This window comes from Olsenella phocaeensis (assembly GCF_900120385.1).
GTDB lineage: Bacteria > Actinomycetota > Coriobacteriia > Coriobacteriales > Atopobiaceae > Olsenella_I > Olsenella_I phocaeensis.
Window position 1 is genome coordinate 1 of record NZ_LT635494.1, and the last position, 16,157, is coordinate 16,157.

Sequence of the window (16,157 nt, forward strand, 5' to 3'; positions counted from 1 at the left end):
GATGCGGCCCTCGTGGCCGTGGGTCGTCGCCCGGAAGTCGCTGCGCTCGATGTCGCTGCGGCGGGCATCGAGCTCACGGAGCGGGGCGCCATCAAGGTGGACGAGCACCTGAGGACCTCCGTCGAGGGCGTCTGGGCTGCCGGCGACGTGAACGGCGGCCCGCAGTTCACCTACGTCTCCTTCGACGACCACCGCGTGATTCTCGCCGACGCCTGGCCCGAGGTCTACCCCGGCCTGGCGGGTCGCAGCACCGCTGGACGCACGGTGCCCACGACCACCTTCCTGGAGCCCCCGCTCGCGACGGTGGGCGTCTCCGAGGAGCAGGCTGCGGCTTCTGGCAGGCCGTATGCGGTGCGGAAGGCGCCGATCGCGAGCCTGGCGGTGATGCCGCGCCCCAAGATCCTCGGCGAGAGCGAGGGCATGGCGAAGTTCATCGTGGACACGGAGACTGACCTCATCCTCGGGGCGGCCCTGCTCTGCACGGACGCGCAGGAGCTCATCAACACCGTCGCCGTCTGCATGGCGCACGGCGTGAGCGCAACCGAGCTTGGGCAGGGCATCTACACGCATCCCAGCTCTTCGGAGGTATTCAACGCCCTGCTCGGCTAGCCAGAGGGGACGGGACTGCGCCCTTCTTGTTTTTAGGAGACGCGCATGCAGCCGCCATTGGACAACAACGACCCTGGCTTCTTCGCCGAGGCGGACGAGAACCAGTACTTCGACCGGAAGAGTGCCCGGCTCAACTCCAAAGAGGCGGCCCGGCACATCTGCGCCTTCGCCAACGCGTCGGGCGGCAAGCTGGTCATCGGGATAGAGGATGACGGCACGGTGACCGGGTTCAAGAGGGGCGGAGCGCGCAGCATCGAGGAGCTCGAACAGGCGGCGCTCGCGGGGTGCGAGCCCGTGCCGGAGGTCCATCCCGTGCGAATCCCCGTAACCAACTCGCGAGGAGAGGACGACCGCATCCTCGTGCTCGAAATAAGCCCCTCGTCGGGTCACGTCATATCCAGGCGCAGCGACAAGGCGGTCTTCCTGCGCCAGAAGGACAGCAGCGTCGAGCTCGAGCGCGACCAGGTGTTGGCGCTCGAGTACGACAAGAACCAGCGCCGCTACGAGGACGAGGTGCAGGAGCGCTCCTCGATAGGGGACGTGGACCCCGAGGTGATGGCCCGCTACAAGGCCGAGCTCGGCACGGAGGCGAGCGACGAGCAGGTCCTCCGGAGCTGCGGCTTCCTCCAGGACGGCCATCTCACCAACGCGGGAGTCCTCCTCTTCTCGGAGAGCCCCGCCAGATTCATGCCGTGGGCGCGGGTGCGCGTCATCCGCCTCGACGGCAGCAAGATGGAGACGGGGCGCAGGCTCAACATAGTCAAGGACAGGACCTTCGACGGGCCGCTCCCCAAGACCATCAATGGCGCGAAGGAGTTCATCTCGAGCCAGCTGAGGGAGTTCCAGTACCTCGGGGACGACGGCAGGTTCAAGGTCATACCGGAGTACCCGGAGTTCGCCTGGTTCGAGGGGCTCGTTAACGCGGTCACACACCGCGACTACGCGATGAGCGGCGACCACATCCGCGTGATGATGTACGACGACCGCCTCGAGATAACGAGCCCGGGCAAGCTCCCCAACATCGTGACGCTCGAGAACATGAAGTACACCCGCTGGTCGCGCAACCCTACGATCGCGCGCACCCTGGTCGAGTTCGGCTGGGTCAGGGAGCTCAACGAGGGCGTGCAGCGCATATACGACGAGATGGCGAGCTTCTTCCTGAGGGAGCCCACCTTCTCGGAGCCGAACGGCGCCTCGGTGAGGCTCACGCTCGAGAACAGCGCGACCTCGCGCGTCCTGCGCCGGGGCGACACGATCGCGAGTGACATCGGCGAGGACGCGCTTGGCGCCCTGGGCGAGTACGAGCTCGCCGCCCTCCAGTACGTGTACGGGAGGGGGCGGGTGACCGCCAGAGAGCTCGCCGACCACCTCGGCCGCAGCGTAAAGGTCTCGCGACCAGCCCTCAAGTCCCTGGTAAAGAAGGGGATTCTGGACTGGCACGGCAACAGCGCCCACGACCCGTCGCAGTACTATTCCCTGCATGGGTCCAAGTAGGTCCAAGTAGGTCCAAGTAGGTTCGAGTAAAGCCGGCCCGTCCGAGGGCCTCACAGGTAAAGGGGCCCGTGGAGGTCGAACCTCGGGTCCAAGTAGGTTCGAGTAGGTCCAAGTAGGTTCGAGTAGGTTCGAGTAAAGCCGGCCCGTCCGAGGGTCTCACAGGTAAAGGGGCCCGTGGAGGTCGAACCTCGGGTTCGAGTAGGCTCTAGCGGCGCGGCTACATCCAGCGCAGCGCGATGCGCGCGACGGCCTTCAGCAACCGCAGCAGTGCCCTAAGCGCCCTCATGGCCGGCCTCCCTCCGCTTGGTCTCGGCGAGCATGGCCTCTAGCTGTCCCACGGTGAACGTGAGGCCCTCCGACTCGGCGGCTGGCTGTGCGACCTGCGGCTCCCAGAGCGCCGGCGAGCTCATGTCCAGGTCGAAGCTCTCGTCCACCTTGCCCACGGCGGCCCTCTTTGCCTCCGGGTCCACGTCCGCGTAGATGTCGAGCGTCATGTTCACGCTCGCGTGCCCCAGGTAGCTCGCCACGGTGCGCACGTCGCAGCCGTTCCCGATCATCATGGTGGCGAAGATGTGCCGAAGGTCGTGGAACGTGCAGTCGAAGCCGTTCATCTTGCAGAACGCCGAGAAAGTCCTTCCCCAGCTGCGTGGGGTTGTAGGGCCTGCTCTCGGGCTCCTGCGTCCCCAGTACGAAGGGGTCGCCGGCGGGGACTCCCATCTTGGCCAGCACGCGCCGGGAGTCGGCGCGCTTGGCCCTGAGGGTCGCCGCCGTGTGCGCCGTGAGCGGTATGGTGCGCGCGGAGCTTCCGGTCTTGGGTTCCTTCAGGTAGAAGCCGCCCTCGCCGTTGCCCAGCGCGTGGGAGACGGTCACGGTGCCGTCGCCCCCCACGTCGCTCCAGCGCAGCGCGCACACCTCGCCGCGCCTCATGCCGGTGGTGAGCGTGAGCTCTATGGCCAGGCCCAGCGGGCTCGTGGCTTCGGCCGCGACGGCGAGCCTCAGCATGCGCGTGCGCGCAGCGCAATCGAGCGCGTTTATGGGCGTCTTCACCCACTTGGGCGGCTTGCAGAACTCGCAGACGTTCTTGCGCACCAGGTCCTGCGACANGCGTGGGGTTGTAGGGCCTGCTCTCGGGCTCCTGCGTCCCCAGTACGAAGGGGTCGCCGGCGGGGACTCCCATCTTGGCCAGCACGCGCCGGGAGTCGGCGCGCTTGGCCCTGAGGGTCGCCGCCGTGTGCGCCGTGAGCGGTATGGTGCGCGCGGAGCTTCCGGTCTTGGGTTCCTTCAGGTAGAAGCCGCCCTCGCCGTTGCCCAGCGCGTGGGAGACGGTCACGGTGCCGTCGCCCCCCACGTCGCTCCAGCGCAGCGCGCACACCTCGCCGCGCCTCATGCCGGTGGTGAGCGTGAGCTCTATGGCCAGGCCCAGCGGGCTCGTGGCTTCGGCCGCGACGGCGAGCCTCAGCATGCGCGTGCGCGCAGCGCAATCGAGCGCGTTTATGGGCGTCTTCACCCACTTGGGCGGCTTGCAGAACTCGCAGACGTTCTTGCGCACCAGGTCCTGCGACATCGCCCACTTGAGCGCCTGCTTCAGCAGGCGGAAGGGCTTGGCCACCGACTTCGGCGCATAGCTGTCGGCGGTCATGCGGGCCATCCAGCCGTTGACGTCGGCCACGGTGAGCGCCGAGAGTCTCACATCGCCCAGGTAGTGGCAGATCTGCTTTGTCTCGGCGCGGTAGCTGCGTACCGTGGAGGGCTCTATCGTCTTGGAGCCCTCCTTGTAGCGCAGGAACGCGTCCATGAAGTCGCGAACGCACACGTTGGACGTCGCGGTGCCGCCCTCCAGCTCGAGCTGCACTATGCTATGAGTTCGTCGCGCGCCTTCTCGGCTGCCTGCCTCGTCCTGCCCCTCGCGATGCAGTAGAGCCTCTCGGGCTCCCCGGTTATCGGGTTCCTGCGGGAGAGCGTCACCTCCCACTGGTCGGTGTCGCCGCGCCTCCTCAGGCCCCCTGCTCGCGTACTCCATCGGTCCTCCAAACGTCCGTTTTCCACAGCCATTTGTCAACCGACATTCTCACCGACATCAGAACCAACAAATGACCGACAAACGGATGTCGGAAGGACAGGAAACCCAGAGCGCACAGAACGTGGAGAATGGGAAAACCACAGTTCAGGTACCGTTCGCTGCAATTCTGGAATCGCTGGAACTGGTATGAAACGCCCTCTGGGTCGCTCATAACCCGGAGGTCACAGGTTCAAATTCTGCCACCGCGACTATAAAACTGGAGGTCAGCGGCGAAAACCCCTGGCCTTTCTTTTAATGCGAGAGAAGCGTTGTCAAGTGGCCTGCCGTCACTTCCAGCCAGGCGTGGGCCTGGGGGCACGCATCTCTTGGTCGACGCTTGCCTGGCAAGCTAATGTTCGCGGGCTTGTGCCCGCGCCCCTGCCGGTCATAGGGCCCAGCAATTGGTAGGGAGGCGTGGTGTCGCAGTTCGATTCTTCGCCTGGGAGCCTCGTGCGAACGTCAGTCTTTGTGGCGGATGCAGCCTTGCGGTTGTCCAAAAAAGGAGTCGCGAGCGGCTCCCGGCGGTGCGTCGAGGGCCGCAGGCCCTCCTGGCAGAGATGCCCATGGGATACGGGGGAACTACCTGTGATAGGTGCCTCCCGCCCCACGGCCTATCTCCCAGACCCAGCAGGCGAGCTCGCGGGCGCAGGCGTTGCCGCGCGGGCGTATGGCGGCAGTGGGCGCGCCCCACTCGCCGGGGAGCCGCTTGGGCCTTGCCGAGCAGCTCGCATGGTGCCAGGCGCTCTCGACGGGCGTCCTCCTCGACGCGGAGTTGCCCGCTTTGGCGATGTGCCCCGTCTCCTCCCTCTCGCCTGACGAGTGCTCGGAGGGGACGAGTCCGCACCAGCTCGCATACTCCGGTGCGGCGGGGAACCCCGAGAGGCAGCCAGCCTCCGCGGCCAGGCAGAACGCGCTTATCTCGTCTATGCTCCTGACGCAGGAGAGGGCGCGCACGGTGGCGGCCCACCTGCCCTTGCGCGCTCCTTCCTTTACCCGCCTCTCGAGCTGGCGCCTGTCGGTCCCGGCGCACCTCATGCAGGTCAGGTGGTGCAGGAAGGCCTGGCGTGCCGCCCCGCCAATGAGGATGCGGGCCACACGGCTCCGCGGTCTTCGAGCTCACGCCCGAAGGCGAGTTCACCGAGCAGGTGGTGCGCGGCGACCTCGCGCTCGTGAAGGTGGCGGACGGCACCAGCAGCGACTCGCGGGCGTGCCCTTCAAGATCACCAGCAAGACCACGGGCGAGAGCATGTGGTCGTGACGGACGGCAACGGGCAAGCATCGACGGCGGCGAGCTGGAACGCCCATACCGCAGACACCAACGGCGGCACGGCGGACTCCGGCGTGTGGTTCGGAGGCGCCGAGCCCGACGACGCCAAGGGCGCGCTGCCCTACGACACCTACACGGTCGAGGAGCAACCCTACGATGCCAATGCCGACCGCACGCTCATCCCGGCCTTCGACGTGTCGGTCTACCGCGACGCCGTGGCCGTGGATTTGGGCTCGCTCACCAACGACGCACCGCCCACGGAGACGCCTCCCGCGCCCGGCGCGCAGACCGAGGCGACCGACGCGGACGACGGCGACCACGAGGCCGTGGCCGACGACTCGGTGACCATCGTGGACACCGTCTCCTGCACGGGGCTCACGCCCGGCAAGGAGTACACGCTCACCGGCACGCTCGTGGACAAAGAGACCGGCGAGCCCGTCCGCTCGGTCGGCAAGGCCGTCACCTCCACCGTGGCCTTCGTGCTCGACGCGGCGGACGGCACGCAGGAGGTAACCTTCACCTTCGACGGCGCGGAGCTCTCCGGGCACGCGGTCGTGGCCTTCGAGTCTCTCGCCCTGGACGGCCAGGAGGTCGCGTCCCATGCCGACGTGAACGACGAGGGGCAGACCGTGGAGCTCGTGCCGCCCGAGACCCCCGAGGCGCCGACGCCCGGCGGCAAGCTTCCCCAGACGGGAGACGAGCTGCCGATAGCGGGCATCTGCGCCCTGGCTGCGGCGGGTTGCGCCGCCTCCGTCATCGGCATCGCGCGCAGCATGGCGTGCGGGGCCGCACGCGCCCGCGCACGGACGCCCTTTCCTCGACGCTGTCGAAGTCCGAGAGCCCGCGCTCCTTGGCCATGCGCTGAAGCGAGTGCTTGAGCTCCCTGGGGTCGGGGTCCTGAAGCCGGCGCCCCGTGACGATGTTGGTGTTGTTCACGACCACGTGGGCGTGCGGGATGTGCCTGGTGTTGTCGTCGTGGTAGACGATGGCCACCTCGTAGTCGCCGAAGTGCTCGCGCACCCAGGCGACCGTGAGCTCGCGGAGGGCGTCCAGGCTCACGTGGTCCTTGGGGTCCGGCGAGAGCGCGTAGTGCTTGTAGGTGCGGCAGGGCCTGCCTCCCCAGGGAGTGTCGTTTCGCCAGCGCGTGCGCGTGTCGTCCATGGCGGCCGCCCAGTCAAAGGCGGTGCCCTCGTGCTCGGGGATGTCGAGGTTCAGGTAGTCGGAGGCGAGTGCGCGTCCGTCCTTGGTGAGGTAGCGGTAGACGCCCTTGCAGGACGTGTGCCCGGATATGGGCTTGAGCAGCGGCATGGGCGGCCCCTATAGGAAGAGCAGGTGGGACTCCGCCACCTTGCGCACGGGAGCGACGAGCTCGCCCGTCCTCTCGCGCAGGCGCTCAAGCTGGCGCCCCACCGAGGAGAGCTCATCCAGGACGTCGGATGCGTCCATGGCCTCGCGCCTTAGGTAGTAGGCGATGCGGTTCAGCGCGTGGGCGGCCTGGTTCTGCTGGTAGCCCCACTGGTTGAGCTCGCGGTAGAGACGGTTCGCGCAGGTGAGGTCAAGCACCACGTGGCGCTGTGCGGCGATGTCCTCCGCTGGCAGCTGCAGGAGCAGCCTCACGAGTGCGGATGTGGTGATGTCCAGTGCTCCCGCGAGTGCCTGCGCGCGCTCGACGTCCGTTTCGCCCACACGAACATGCAGGCGTCTGTCGAATCTTTCCATGGTTCCCCCTCTGCGCCGAGAGGCGGCGCGTCTTGCCTGGGCATCCGTCCGGGCTTCCCAGGGGCGCGGGTCATCCCCCGCAAGGGAGCGTATCGCGTGCGCATGCGCGCGTGCTCCCGTCGCTCGGCATCCGGGTGGGGCGACGCTCCATCGAAGCAGCAGCGCGATGGGCACGGCCCTCGGTGCCGACAAGCGCTATCTCGTGCGTTGTGCGCACAAGATAGGCTGCTTGCTTAGGGGTGAAAGCTGCTCTGTTAGAGAATTGTGAGATGGTGCTAAAATTATATAAGTCTTATGCGTAACCAGATGGAGGCACCTATGGAGCAGCCCAACAGACAGGCTCTCCTCAACGGCAAGAAGACCGAGAGGGTCATTTTCGCCGTGACTCCAGAGCCCAAGAGTGCAGTCAAGAAGCTGGCCGAGAAGAAATGCATGAGCGTAAGCGCGCTCATCTCGTCCATCCTCGCTGATGCCGTCGTGAAGGAGGCCGAGTGATGGGCGATGTGAAGTACGCATCCGTCTCCGTGCCGTTCGACGAGACGTTCTACGAGGAAATGTTCATCCAGTATTTCACGGAGAACCTCGGGTACAAGTACTTGCATGGCCCGAACGTGGAGCGTACGAGCGACCTATACCAGGACGTTTTCCTCCCAAGGATTCTCAAGAAGAGCCTCTGCCGCATAAACTCGGAGCTTCCCGCCGTTGCCATCGACGAGGCGATGATGAAGCTCTCCTCGGTGGAGGGCGGCTCTCTCGAACAGTGCAACGAGGTCTTCACCGACTACCTGCAGTCTGGAGTCGAGGTCCGCTACTTCGACGGCAAGGAAGACCGCGACGACATCGTCTACCTCGTTGACTACGAGCACCCCGAGAAGAACTTCTTCCACGTAGTGAACCAGTGGACGTACGTCGAGTACGAGAACAAGCGCCCCGACCTCATCGTCTTCTTGAACGGTATCCCCGTCGTCATCTTCGAGCTCAAGTCCCCCTCCCGCGAGGAGACGAGCGCCTCCGACGCCTACCTGCAGCTGCGCAACTACATGAAGGCGATACCTTCCCTGTTCGTGCCCAACGCGTTCTGCGTGATGAGCGACATGGCCGAGACGCGCGTCGGCACCATCACCGCGACCGAGGACCGCTACGTCGCCTGGAAGAGCATGGACGGCGACTATTCCGACACCCAGGGCGCCGACTGGAAGACCATGCTCGAGGGCATGTTCCGCAAGGAGCGGCTCTGCGACATCATCCGCAACTTCATCTGCTTCAACGACTCCGCTGATAAGGCGGTGAAGATCCTGGCGGCCTACCACCAGTACTTCGGCGTGAAGAAGGCGGCAGCGCGAGCTCTATCCGCCGTCGACGGGAGCGGACAGATCGGTGTCTTCTGGCATACGCAGGGTTCCGGAAAGTCCCTTTCCATGGTCTTCTTCGCGCACCTCATGCAGCGGCTGGTGGAGAACCCCACGTTCGTCGTCGTGACCGACAGGAACGACCTCGATGACCAGCTCTTCGGGTAGTTCGGTCGCTGCGCCAAATTCCTTCGGCAAGTTCCCATGCAGGCGCTCCACCGCGACAAGGGCAAGGGCAACCTCAAAGACCTGCTTTCTGGGCGCGAGGCAAACGGCATCGTGTTCACCACCATGCAGAAGTTCTCCGAGGGGAACGGCCCGCTCAGCGAACGGTGCAACATCATCGTTATGGTCGATGAGGCCCATCGCGGGCAGTACGGCCTCACCGAGGAGATAAGACCCGACGGCACTATCTCGATCGGCGCGGCCAAACTTGTGCGCGATGCGCTTCCCAACGCAAGCTACATCGGCTTCACGGGGACGCCCATCGCGCTCGACGGGCGCAACACTCGCGAGGTGTTCGGCGACTACATCGATATCTATGACATGACGCAGGCGGTTGAGGACGAGGCGACGGTTCCTGTCTACTACGAGAGCAGGGTCGTGGCTCTCAACCTCGACGCAGATGCGCTTGAGAGCCTCGACAACGCCTACAAGGAGTTCTCCGACAAGCACGACGAGGAGACAGCCCAGCGCAGCAAGCACCTCATGTCCGGACTCGACGGAATCCTCGGCGCCCCCGAGACGGTGGCCGACCTCTGCCGCGACATCGTCTCCCACTACGAGGCGAACCGCGCGGGGCTGCTTGCAGGCAAGGCTATGATCGTGGCCTACTCGCGCCCCATCGCCATGAAGATCTACTACGAGCTCATGCATCTTCGCCCGGAGTGGTCCGACAAGGTGGGCGTGGTCATGACCACGAGCAACCAGGACCCCGAGGAGTGGTTCGACGTTGTCGGTGGCAAGGATCACAAGGCGGAGATGGAGCGCCGCTTCAAGAGCGACGACGACCCCCTCAAGATCGCCATCGTCGTGGACATGTGGCTCACGGGCTTCGACGTCCCGTCGCTTGCCACCATGTACATGTACAAGCCCATGAAAGGCTACAACCTCATGCAGGCCATCGCCCGTGTCAACCGCGTCTACCCGGGCAAGGAGGGCGGCCTCATCGTCGACTACATCGGCATCGCGAGCGCCCTCAAGTACGCCATGAAGTCCTACACGAACCGCGACCGCAGAAACTACGGGGACATGGACGTCGCCAAGACAGCATACCCCAAGTTCCAGGAGAAGCTCTCGGTCTGCCGCGACCTCCTGCATGGCACGCGCTACCGCAAGCGCGTGTTCACGTCCGATAAGGTGACGCTCGCGACACTCATATCCGAGTGCGCCGACTGGCTGCTCAACCCGGCATGCGAGGAGGTTCGCGATGACTTCCTGAAGCAGGCGCAGCTCCTCGCGAAGGCGGAGAGCCTCTGCAAGAGCATGATCTCGGAGGAAGATCAGCACGAAGCGGCGTTCCTAGACGTCCTTCGCGTGCAGGTGATGCGCATCTTGGGCCGCAGTGGCACGGGCGGTGGGGGTATGACCTACGAGGAGTTCAACCGCCGCGTTGCCGCCATCCTCGAGCAGTCCGTGCACAGCGAGGGCGTCATCGACCTGTTCGACAGCAAGGATAAGGTGGAGGTGTCGCTCTTCGACGAGGGCTTTCTCGAGGAGATCCGCCGCATGAAGGAGAAGAACATCGCCTACGAGACGCTCAAGCGCCTCATCAAGGAGCAGGTCCGCGACTACCGAAAGACGAGCGTCGTGCAGGCGGAGAAGTTCTCCGACATGCTCCAGCGCTCCGTCAACGGCTACCTCAACGGCATGCTCTCCAACGCGCAGGTCATCGAGGAGCTTCTCAAGATGGCGCACGAGATGATGGCGGAGCGCGAGGAGGGAAAGAAGCTCGGCCTGGGCAAGGAGGAGCTCGCCTTCTATGACGCCCTCACCAAGCCGCAGGCGGTTAAGGACTTCTACGACAACGACCAGCTGGTTGCCATCACGCGAGAGCTCACCGAGCAGCTGAGGAACAACGCTACGATAGATTGGCAGAGAAAGGAGAGCGCCCGCGCGGGTATGCGACGCTCGATAAAGCGCCTCCTCAAGAAGTACAAGTACCCACCCGACGGCCAGGAGGAGGCGCTCGACACCGTCATGCGGCAGTGCGAGCTCTGGGCTGACAGTCGGGTTATGGATTAAGGCGGCAACATGGCACGTAAGAAGCAGACGAACACGCAGGAGCTGGGCTTCGAGGAGAAGATCTGGAAGGCAGCGGATAGCATGCGCGGCCACATCGACGCCTCGGAGTACAAGAACGTGGTGCTCGGCCTCATCTTCCTCAAGTACATCTCGGACAGGTTCGAGCAGCGGCATCAGGAGCTCGTAGACGAGGGCGAGGGCTTCGAGGAGGACCGCGACGAGTACAGCTTCGAGAACATCTTCTGGGTTCCCATGGGAGCCCGCTGGGAGGAGATCGCGAAGGCTGCGCACACGCCCGAGATAGGTAAGGTCATTGACGAGGCCATGCGTGAGATCGAGGCGGAGAACAAGACGCTCAAGGGCATTCTCCCCAAGAACTTCGCCCGCCAGGAGCTCGATAAGCGCATGCTGGGCGACGTTGTCGACCTTTTCACCAACGTGAAGATGGCTGGCGAGGACGGCACGCAAGATGTGCTGGGACGCACCTACGAATACTGCCTGGCGAAGTTCGCGGAGCAGGAGGGCAAGAACGCCGGCGAGTTCTACACGCCCACCTGCATAGTCAAGACCCTGGTCGAGATCATCGAGCCCTATCACGGGCGTGTCTACGACCCGTGCTGCGGCTCGGGTGGCATGTTCGTGCAATCGGCCAAGTTCGTGGAGAGCCACGCCGGCAACATCAGCGACATCTCCATCTTTGGCCAGGAGAGCAACCCGACCACGTGGAAGATGGCCAAGATGAACCTGGCCATCCGCGGCATCGACGCTGACCTCGGCGAGCACAACGCCGACACGTTCTTCAATGACCTGCACAAGGACAAACGCTTCGACTTCATCCTGGCCAACCCGCCCTTCAACCTGAAGGAGTGGGGCGGTGACCGCCTGCAGGACGACCCACGCTGGGAGTTCGGCATCCCGCCTGAAGGCAACGCCAACTTCGCGTGGATGCAGCACATGATCCATCATCTGAACGAGCACGGTCGCATGGGTATGGTTCTGGCGAATGGCTCCCTGTCGTCGTAGACGAACAACGAGGGTGAGATTCGCAAGGCGATTGTGGATGCGGACTACGTTGAGGGCATAATCGCCATGCCCGACAAACTTTTCTACAGCACGGGCATCCCCGTATCCCTGTGGATTATCGACAAGGACAAGCCGCAGAAGGGCAAGACGCTCTTCGTGGACGCCCGCGAGATGGGCACGATGGTGTCTCGCGCCCTGCGCGAGTTCATGGCAGAGGACAACCAGAAGGTGGCCAAGGCATTCGACGCGTTCCGCGAGGGCACGTTCGAAGAGGAGAAAGGCTTCTCCGCAGTCGTGACCACTGAGGACATCGCCAAGCAGGACTACATCCTCACGCCTGGTCGCTTCGTCGGCATCCCCGACGAAGAGGACGACGCCGAGCCCTTCGAGGAAAAGATGGCAAGTCTAACCGGCGAGCTCTCCAAGTGCTTTGAGGAATCGAATCGCCTGCAGGAGGAAATCAAGAAGAACCTGGAGGCTATCGGGTATGGGCTCTAATACTGTCCAACTGGGCGACGTTGTTCTGCTCGAAGACTCAAAACGAGAGCCACTTTCTTCACGTCAACGAGCGAGTCGCAAAGGGTCGTATCCATACTATGGTGCGCAAGGGGTAGTCGACCATCTGAATGATTTTACCTACAAAGGAACCTATTTATTGGTTGCCGAGGATGGCGAGAATCTTCGTAGTAGGAAACAGCCGATTGCGCATGTAGTAAGTGGAGAGTTTCGTGTAAATAATCATGCTCATGTATTGCGAGGAACGAATAAATGTGACATTCGTATCCTGGCATGGCTACTAAATGAGATGAATATTTCTTCTTACGTTACGGGAGCAGCGCAACCAAAGCTAAACCAGAAAAATTTGCAATCCATCGAACTCGAACTTCCAACTACAGAAAGCCAAAGAGCAATCCTTCGTCTGCTCAATCCTATCAACAAAAAATACGGCTTAATCAGCACACAAATGATTATTTGCAGCAATGTGGCGACGCGCTATTCACTGAGATGTTTGGATCTCTTACAGACAATGCTGTACTTTCCGATATAGCAAACATCACCATGGGACAATCGCCTGCCGGTAGCTCCTACAACGAAGATGGCGTTGGCGAGGTTTTTTACCAGGGACGTGGTGAGTTCGGCTGGAGATTCCCCACAAGAAGGCTCTACACCACAGAACCTAAACGCATGGCCAAGCCGATGGATGTGCTCATGAGCGTTCGCGCACCCGTTGGCGATCTTAATGTCGCCAAAGAAGCGTGCTGTATAGGACGCGGCCTTGCAGCCATTTCGAGCAAGTATGCAAGCTATTCCCTCTACCTCATGCGGTCTCTCAAGGGTAAGCTAGACGCTTTCAATGGAGAGGGCACCGTCTTTGGCTCAATCAACGGGAAATCATTGAAATCTTTGCCAATTGCGATTCCCTCAGCTGACGACATGGGAAAATTCGAGGATGTGATCCGCCCAATTGACATGGCAATACTCAATAACGAGCAAGAATCTCGGAGGCTAGGCACCATCCGCGATACACTACTCCCTAAGTTGATGTCCAGAGAAATCGATGTGTCTGGAGTTGAGTTACCCTTAGTTACTAGATAAAAATCTATGGGTTCAATTTCGTACCAAGGAGTGCGTATGTCCATTTGGGATGAGTTCGATGAAATTATTAACTATGCCCACTTTTGGAACTGGGCTCCCGATTGGAACGAGGTAAAGGATATCTATAGGCAATTTCCAAATTCATTTTCGGTGTTGACGCCTTTCGCATATTCCTATCTCGAAGAATTGATAAGGTCTAGGACTTCTGAATATGGGTGCGAATTGATCGATTCCGACGGTAATGAAGTATTCAGACGGACTGGCATCGGTTTATTGAAGCTAGCGCGTCAAGAAAACGCAGATGACACTGCGTTTCTTGCCGGACTTGATAATGTGGAGAAGTACTTCTCTCGATCAACAGCCTTTGATCGTGGCAACAATAGAAATAGCACTGTTCATGGCTACATGCATGCTGGTTTGTGGCGGAAGGATTCGTTCGAGAATCTAATATCCGATATAGCTGCAATTTCAAAGCACGCAGGGTTCTAATTCGAGCTACTAAGCAGCAGCCAAATAATCATTTAGCTGCAAGTGGATGTCGGCTTTCCGTCCACTTGGAGATGCGTCTTGTCATGTGTGGTGGTTCGTATCCACGAGAATAGGCAAATTCAATTACGGGTAATAATGCACCAGAAGTAAAATATTATATAAATAGATAATGGCTCTCTGACGTTGAGAGGATAGTGCGCACAAATGGATAAAGTCCCAAGAAATGGCCACGTAATAAATAGCGAAAAACGAAGTCTTATATCATCGAGATATAAGCGGATGACAGCAGCTGTCAACCGTGAGTTTTGGGGTACTTCAAGTGATACCGCTAATTCTCTATATGTAGGATCGTATGGCCGTGGAACCGCCATTAGCGATAGTGATCTTGATATTCTTATCAGTTTGCCGAGAAGTGAATACGAACGTTTTGATGCATATAGAGGAAATGGTCAGTCACGCCTTCTGCAGGCTATCAAGGGCTCCATCGAGTTGATATGGTCCACTTCAGATATTCACGCTGATGGGCAAGTGGTTGTAGTCAAATTCTCCGACGGCATGAGATTCGAGATTTTGCCTGCATTTAAGGATGCCTACTCATGGACGAACAACGATACATATACATATGCAGACACTAATAGTGGCGGTAGATGGCTTAGCACAAATCCGAAATCTGAGCAGGAAGCAATGCGGGAAAAGGACGTATGCTCCAATGGCTTGCTCTTCGACACCTGCAAGCATGTTAGGTATGTGCATACGCAGCACTTTTCTTCGTATCATCTTTCCGGTATTTTGATTGATAGCTTCGTTTATGCAGCTATAGGCGGTTGGCACTGGGTTGATCCTGGTGAAGGTTCAAGGCAAGAGAAGTCGTATGAATCATGCCTACTGGATTATTTCGACACTAACTGCAAGTACAGCTTCTTGACACTTAAAGCCCCCGGAAGCGGACAGACGGTCGAGATTGGAAATGACGGTGACTGTCTGCGTAAAGTACTTAATTGGATGGCGTCATGACAGAAGCCTTGGGATGTTCTGAAGTGGACGAAAAAGAGAAGCTCTACTCTCAGATAGAAGAGATATACGGCAAAGAGGTTTATTCAAGACAGACGCAGAATGTTGCAGCGAATCGTACTCGTAAGTGCGCTAAATGCATTTCTATCATGCAGATTGTACTTACCGCTGTTTCATCCACAGGATGCATAGGCGCAGTTTTGGGGCAGAGTAGTGTTGCGGTAATTGTTGCATCTATCTGTTCGGCTCTAGCATTGGCTCTAACTATTTATTCGCGTGGTGCCAAGCTGGCAGAGCTATCTAGCGCACATGTTCAGACAGCTAATGACTTGTGGACGGTTGAACAGGCTTTTATTTCCTTGTTGACTGACTTTAACGATATTGACGTCTCCGAAATTCGTGCGAGGCGCGATGAGCTGCTCGAGAATCTCGATGCCGTGTATCGCAAAGCTCCCCGTACGGAGGACAGCGACTACCAAAAGGCCCAAAAGGCTCTCAAGCACGAGGAAGCGCAGACATTTAGGCCGGGGGAAGTTGACGACCTACTGCCGGCAGGTCTGAGGAAGAAGAATCAATCGTCGCGCGTCTGAGTATTTTTGCATGTTAACTGCCCCGAGCCCGAAGGCCCGGGACAGTCGCTTTAGGGTCACCTCCCGTCGTTGAGGACGTTCTTGTGGTGGCGCAGGAGGGCCCTCTCGGAGCCGGTCACCAGGAGGCTCACGATGCCGTAGCGGATGCTGGTGAGTCCCTCCACCTCGGCCTCGGCGAGGTAGGCCGCCGCGATGCGCTCGAAGCGCCCCTGGTCGGGCTCCTCACGGGGCATGTCGTAGCCCCCGCACTTGGTGGCGGTGTCCACGAAGACGAGCTCCTCGTCGTCCATGGCGATGGGGTCGATGCTGCCCGAGCCGCGCGCCCAGCCCTCCTCCAGGACCTCGACGCCCCTGTGCTTCAGGTACGCGCGGATTGCCTCGTGCGACCTCTCGTCGATGCTCTTTCCCATGGCTGTCTGTCTCCTCGTGTTGGGGCCCGCCCCCTTGGCGCGCCTTGTGGTGCGGATGGCGCCTGCGGGAAAGCGGCAGCGCAAGGGGCAAAAGCGAAACGCGGATGCGCCCGAGTTTTCCGAGGGGCGCCTTGTGCCTCTCGGAAAAGTTTTCGCGCCCCTTGCTCTAGAGCGTCCGTGGGCGAGTCTTCGCTCCCAAGGCGAGGCGGGGCGGGGCGTGCGCGGAGGCTGCCCGTGGGATTGCGGCGATGCGGTTGCCGCGAGGCGTTGCGTGTCTGTGCGCCGGGGCGTCTGGCG

15 protein-coding genes and 3 pseudogenes are annotated in these 16,157 nt (G+C 61.1%); 11 read left to right on the forward strand and 7 right to left on the reverse strand.

Annotated elements, in window-relative coordinates:
* Together BQ7388_RS00005 and BQ7388_RS00010 are read left to right on the forward strand one after the other, a co-directional pair.
* The coding region (locus BQ7388_RS00005) for an FAD-dependent oxidoreductase (RefSeq protein ID WP_159430767.1) at positions 1-609 on the forward strand (609 nt) is incomplete at its 5' end.
* Positions 610-654: 45 nt separating this feature from the next.
* Positions 655-2,103, forward strand: a complete 1,449-nt coding sequence (locus tag BQ7388_RS00010; RefSeq protein ID WP_072499451.1) for an ATP-binding protein — start codon at positions 655-657, stop codon at positions 2,101-2,103.
* A 272-nt stretch (positions 2,104-2,375) separates the two neighbouring features.
* On the opposite strand, the gene BQ7388_RS13170 is transcribed toward BQ7388_RS00010, so the two are convergent.
* The 4 genes from BQ7388_RS13170 to BQ7388_RS00025 all read right to left on the reverse strand — a co-directional run bounded on the left by BQ7388_RS13170 (position 2,376) and on the right by BQ7388_RS00025 (position 5,257).
* Complete coding sequence (locus BQ7388_RS13170) at positions 2,376-2,714, reverse strand: tyrosine-type recombinase/integrase (protein WP_009278848.1); 339 nt, start codon at positions 2,712-2,714, stop codon at positions 2,376-2,378.
* Positions 2,711-3,898: a tyrosine-type recombinase/integrase gene (locus BQ7388_RS13175; RefSeq protein ID WP_456319914.1), complete on the reverse strand. Its 1,188-nt coding sequence runs from the start codon at positions 3,896-3,898 to the stop codon at positions 2,711-2,713. Before BQ7388_RS13175 ends, BQ7388_RS13170 begins: the two co-directional genes overlap by 4 nt.
* Positions 3,899-3,954: 56 nt before the next feature.
* Complete coding sequence (locus BQ7388_RS12180; protein ID WP_159430768.1) at positions 3,955-4,155, reverse strand: hypothetical protein; 201 nt, start codon at positions 4,153-4,155, stop codon at positions 3,955-3,957.
* A 586-nt stretch (positions 4,156-4,741) separates the two neighbouring features.
* Positions 4,742-5,257, reverse strand: a complete 516-nt coding sequence (locus tag BQ7388_RS00025) for a transposase (RefSeq protein ID WP_072499453.1) — start codon at positions 5,255-5,257, stop codon at positions 4,742-4,744.
* Positions 5,258-5,416: 159 nt separating this feature from the next.
* Here BQ7388_RS00025 and BQ7388_RS13290 point away from each other — a divergent pair, with 159 nt between their 5' ends.
* The gene (locus BQ7388_RS13290) at positions 5,417-6,307 is read left to right on the forward strand and encodes a VaFE repeat-containing surface-anchored protein (protein ID WP_200781404.1); all 891 of its coding nucleotides are present in this window, start codon (positions 5,417-5,419) and stop codon (positions 6,305-6,307) included.
* A gap of 19 nt (positions 6,308-6,326) precedes the next feature.
* Here the strand turns inward: BQ7388_RS13290 and BQ7388_RS12755 are convergent.
* Together BQ7388_RS12755 and BQ7388_RS00035 are read right to left on the reverse strand one after the other, a co-directional pair.
* Positions 6,327-6,737, reverse strand: a pseudogene (locus BQ7388_RS12755) (relaxase/mobilization nuclease domain-containing protein); the annotation flags it as partial.
* Between the two features lie 9 nt (positions 6,738-6,746).
* A complete protein-coding gene (locus BQ7388_RS00035; RefSeq protein ID WP_072499455.1) occupies positions 6,747-7,148 on the reverse strand; it encodes a hypothetical protein in 402 nt (133 codons plus the stop codon).
* Between the two features lie 318 nt (positions 7,149-7,466).
* On the opposite strand from BQ7388_RS00035, the gene BQ7388_RS12525 reads away from it, so the two are divergent.
* From BQ7388_RS12525 to BQ7388_RS11685, 8 genes and pseudogenes are all read left to right on the forward strand, one after another.
* Positions 7,467-7,643, forward strand: coding sequence for a hypothetical protein (locus BQ7388_RS12525; RefSeq protein WP_200781405.1), 177 nt, complete (start codon positions 7,467-7,469; stop codon positions 7,641-7,643).
* Positions 7,643-10,741 (forward strand): annotated as a pseudogene (locus BQ7388_RS12760) (type I restriction endonuclease subunit R). The gene BQ7388_RS12525 and the pseudogene BQ7388_RS12760 overlap by 1 nt, the downstream one beginning before the upstream one ends.
* A gap of 9 nt (positions 10,742-10,750) precedes the next feature.
* Positions 10,751-12,262 (forward strand): annotated as a pseudogene (locus BQ7388_RS12770) (N-6 DNA methylase).
* A complete protein-coding gene (locus BQ7388_RS00050) occupies positions 12,252-12,812 on the forward strand; it encodes a restriction endonuclease subunit S (RefSeq protein ID WP_072499456.1) in 561 nt (186 codons plus the stop codon). The pseudogene BQ7388_RS12770 and the gene BQ7388_RS00050 overlap by 11 nt, the downstream one beginning before the upstream one ends.
* Positions 12,770-13,360: a restriction endonuclease subunit S gene (locus BQ7388_RS00055; RefSeq protein WP_072499457.1), complete on the forward strand. Its 591-nt coding sequence runs from the start codon at positions 12,770-12,772 to the stop codon at positions 13,358-13,360. Before BQ7388_RS00050 ends, BQ7388_RS00055 begins: the two co-directional genes overlap by 43 nt.
* Positions 13,361-13,396: 36 nt before the next feature.
* Entirely contained in the window at positions 13,397-13,849 is a 453-nt protein-coding gene (locus BQ7388_RS11680) for a hypothetical protein (RefSeq protein ID WP_129583114.1), read from the forward strand.
* 204 nt (positions 13,850-14,053) lie between these two features.
* Positions 14,054-14,863 carry an SMODS domain-containing nucleotidyltransferase gene (locus BQ7388_RS00060; RefSeq protein WP_072499458.1) on the forward strand — a complete coding sequence of 270 codons (810 nt, stop codon included), beginning with the start codon at positions 14,054-14,056 and terminating at the stop codon, positions 14,861-14,863.
* On the forward strand, positions 14,860-15,450 hold the full coding sequence (locus BQ7388_RS11685) for an SLATT domain-containing protein (protein WP_072499459.1): 591 nt from the start codon (positions 14,860-14,862) through the stop codon (positions 15,448-15,450). The genes BQ7388_RS00060 and BQ7388_RS11685 overlap by 4 nt, the downstream gene beginning before the upstream one ends.
* Before the next feature lie 56 nt (positions 15,451-15,506).
* On the opposite strand, the gene BQ7388_RS00070 is transcribed toward BQ7388_RS11685, so the two are convergent.
* The gene (locus BQ7388_RS00070) at positions 15,507-15,860 is read right to left on the reverse strand and encodes a YraN family protein (RefSeq protein WP_072499460.1); all 354 of its coding nucleotides are present in this window, start codon (positions 15,858-15,860) and stop codon (positions 15,507-15,509) included.
* Between the last annotated feature and the right edge of the window lie 297 nt (positions 15,861-16,157).

Excerpts from the sequence above, each read along its gene's own strand:
- BQ7388_RS00010 (WP_072499451.1), top strand. The coding sequence starts at position 655 with ATGCAGCCGCCATTGGACAACAACGACCCTGGCTTCTTCGCCGAGGCG.
- BQ7388_RS13170 (WP_009278848.1), bottom strand. The coding sequence starts at position 2,714 with ATGAACGGCTTCGACTGCACGTTCCACGACCTTCGGCACATCTTCGCC.
- BQ7388_RS12180 (WP_159430768.1), bottom strand. The coding sequence starts at position 4,155 with ATGGCTGTGGAAAACGGACGTTTGGAGGACCGATGGAGTACGCGAGCA.
- BQ7388_RS00035 (WP_072499455.1), bottom strand. The coding sequence starts at position 7,148 with ATGGAAAGATTCGACAGACGCCTGCATGTTCGTGTGGGCGAAACGGAC.
- BQ7388_RS12525 (WP_200781405.1), top strand. The coding sequence starts at position 7,467 with ATGGAGCAGCCCAACAGACAGGCTCTCCTCAACGGCAAGAAGACCGAG.
- BQ7388_RS00050 (WP_072499456.1), top strand. The coding sequence starts at position 12,252 with ATGGGCTCTAATACTGTCCAACTGGGCGACGTTGTTCTGCTCGAAGAC.
- BQ7388_RS00055 (WP_072499457.1), top strand. The coding sequence starts at position 12,770 with ATGTTTGGATCTCTTACAGACAATGCTGTACTTTCCGATATAGCAAAC.
- BQ7388_RS11680 (WP_129583114.1), top strand. The coding sequence starts at position 13,397 with ATGTCCATTTGGGATGAGTTCGATGAAATTATTAACTATGCCCACTTT.
- BQ7388_RS00060 (WP_072499458.1), top strand. The coding sequence starts at position 14,054 with ATGGATAAAGTCCCAAGAAATGGCCACGTAATAAATAGCGAAAAACGA.
- BQ7388_RS11685 (WP_072499459.1), top strand. The coding sequence starts at position 14,860 with ATGACAGAAGCCTTGGGATGTTCTGAAGTGGACGAAAAAGAGAAGCTC.
- BQ7388_RS00070 (WP_072499460.1), bottom strand. The coding sequence starts at position 15,860 with ATGGGAAAGAGCATCGACGAGAGGTCGCACGAGGCAATCCGCGCGTAC.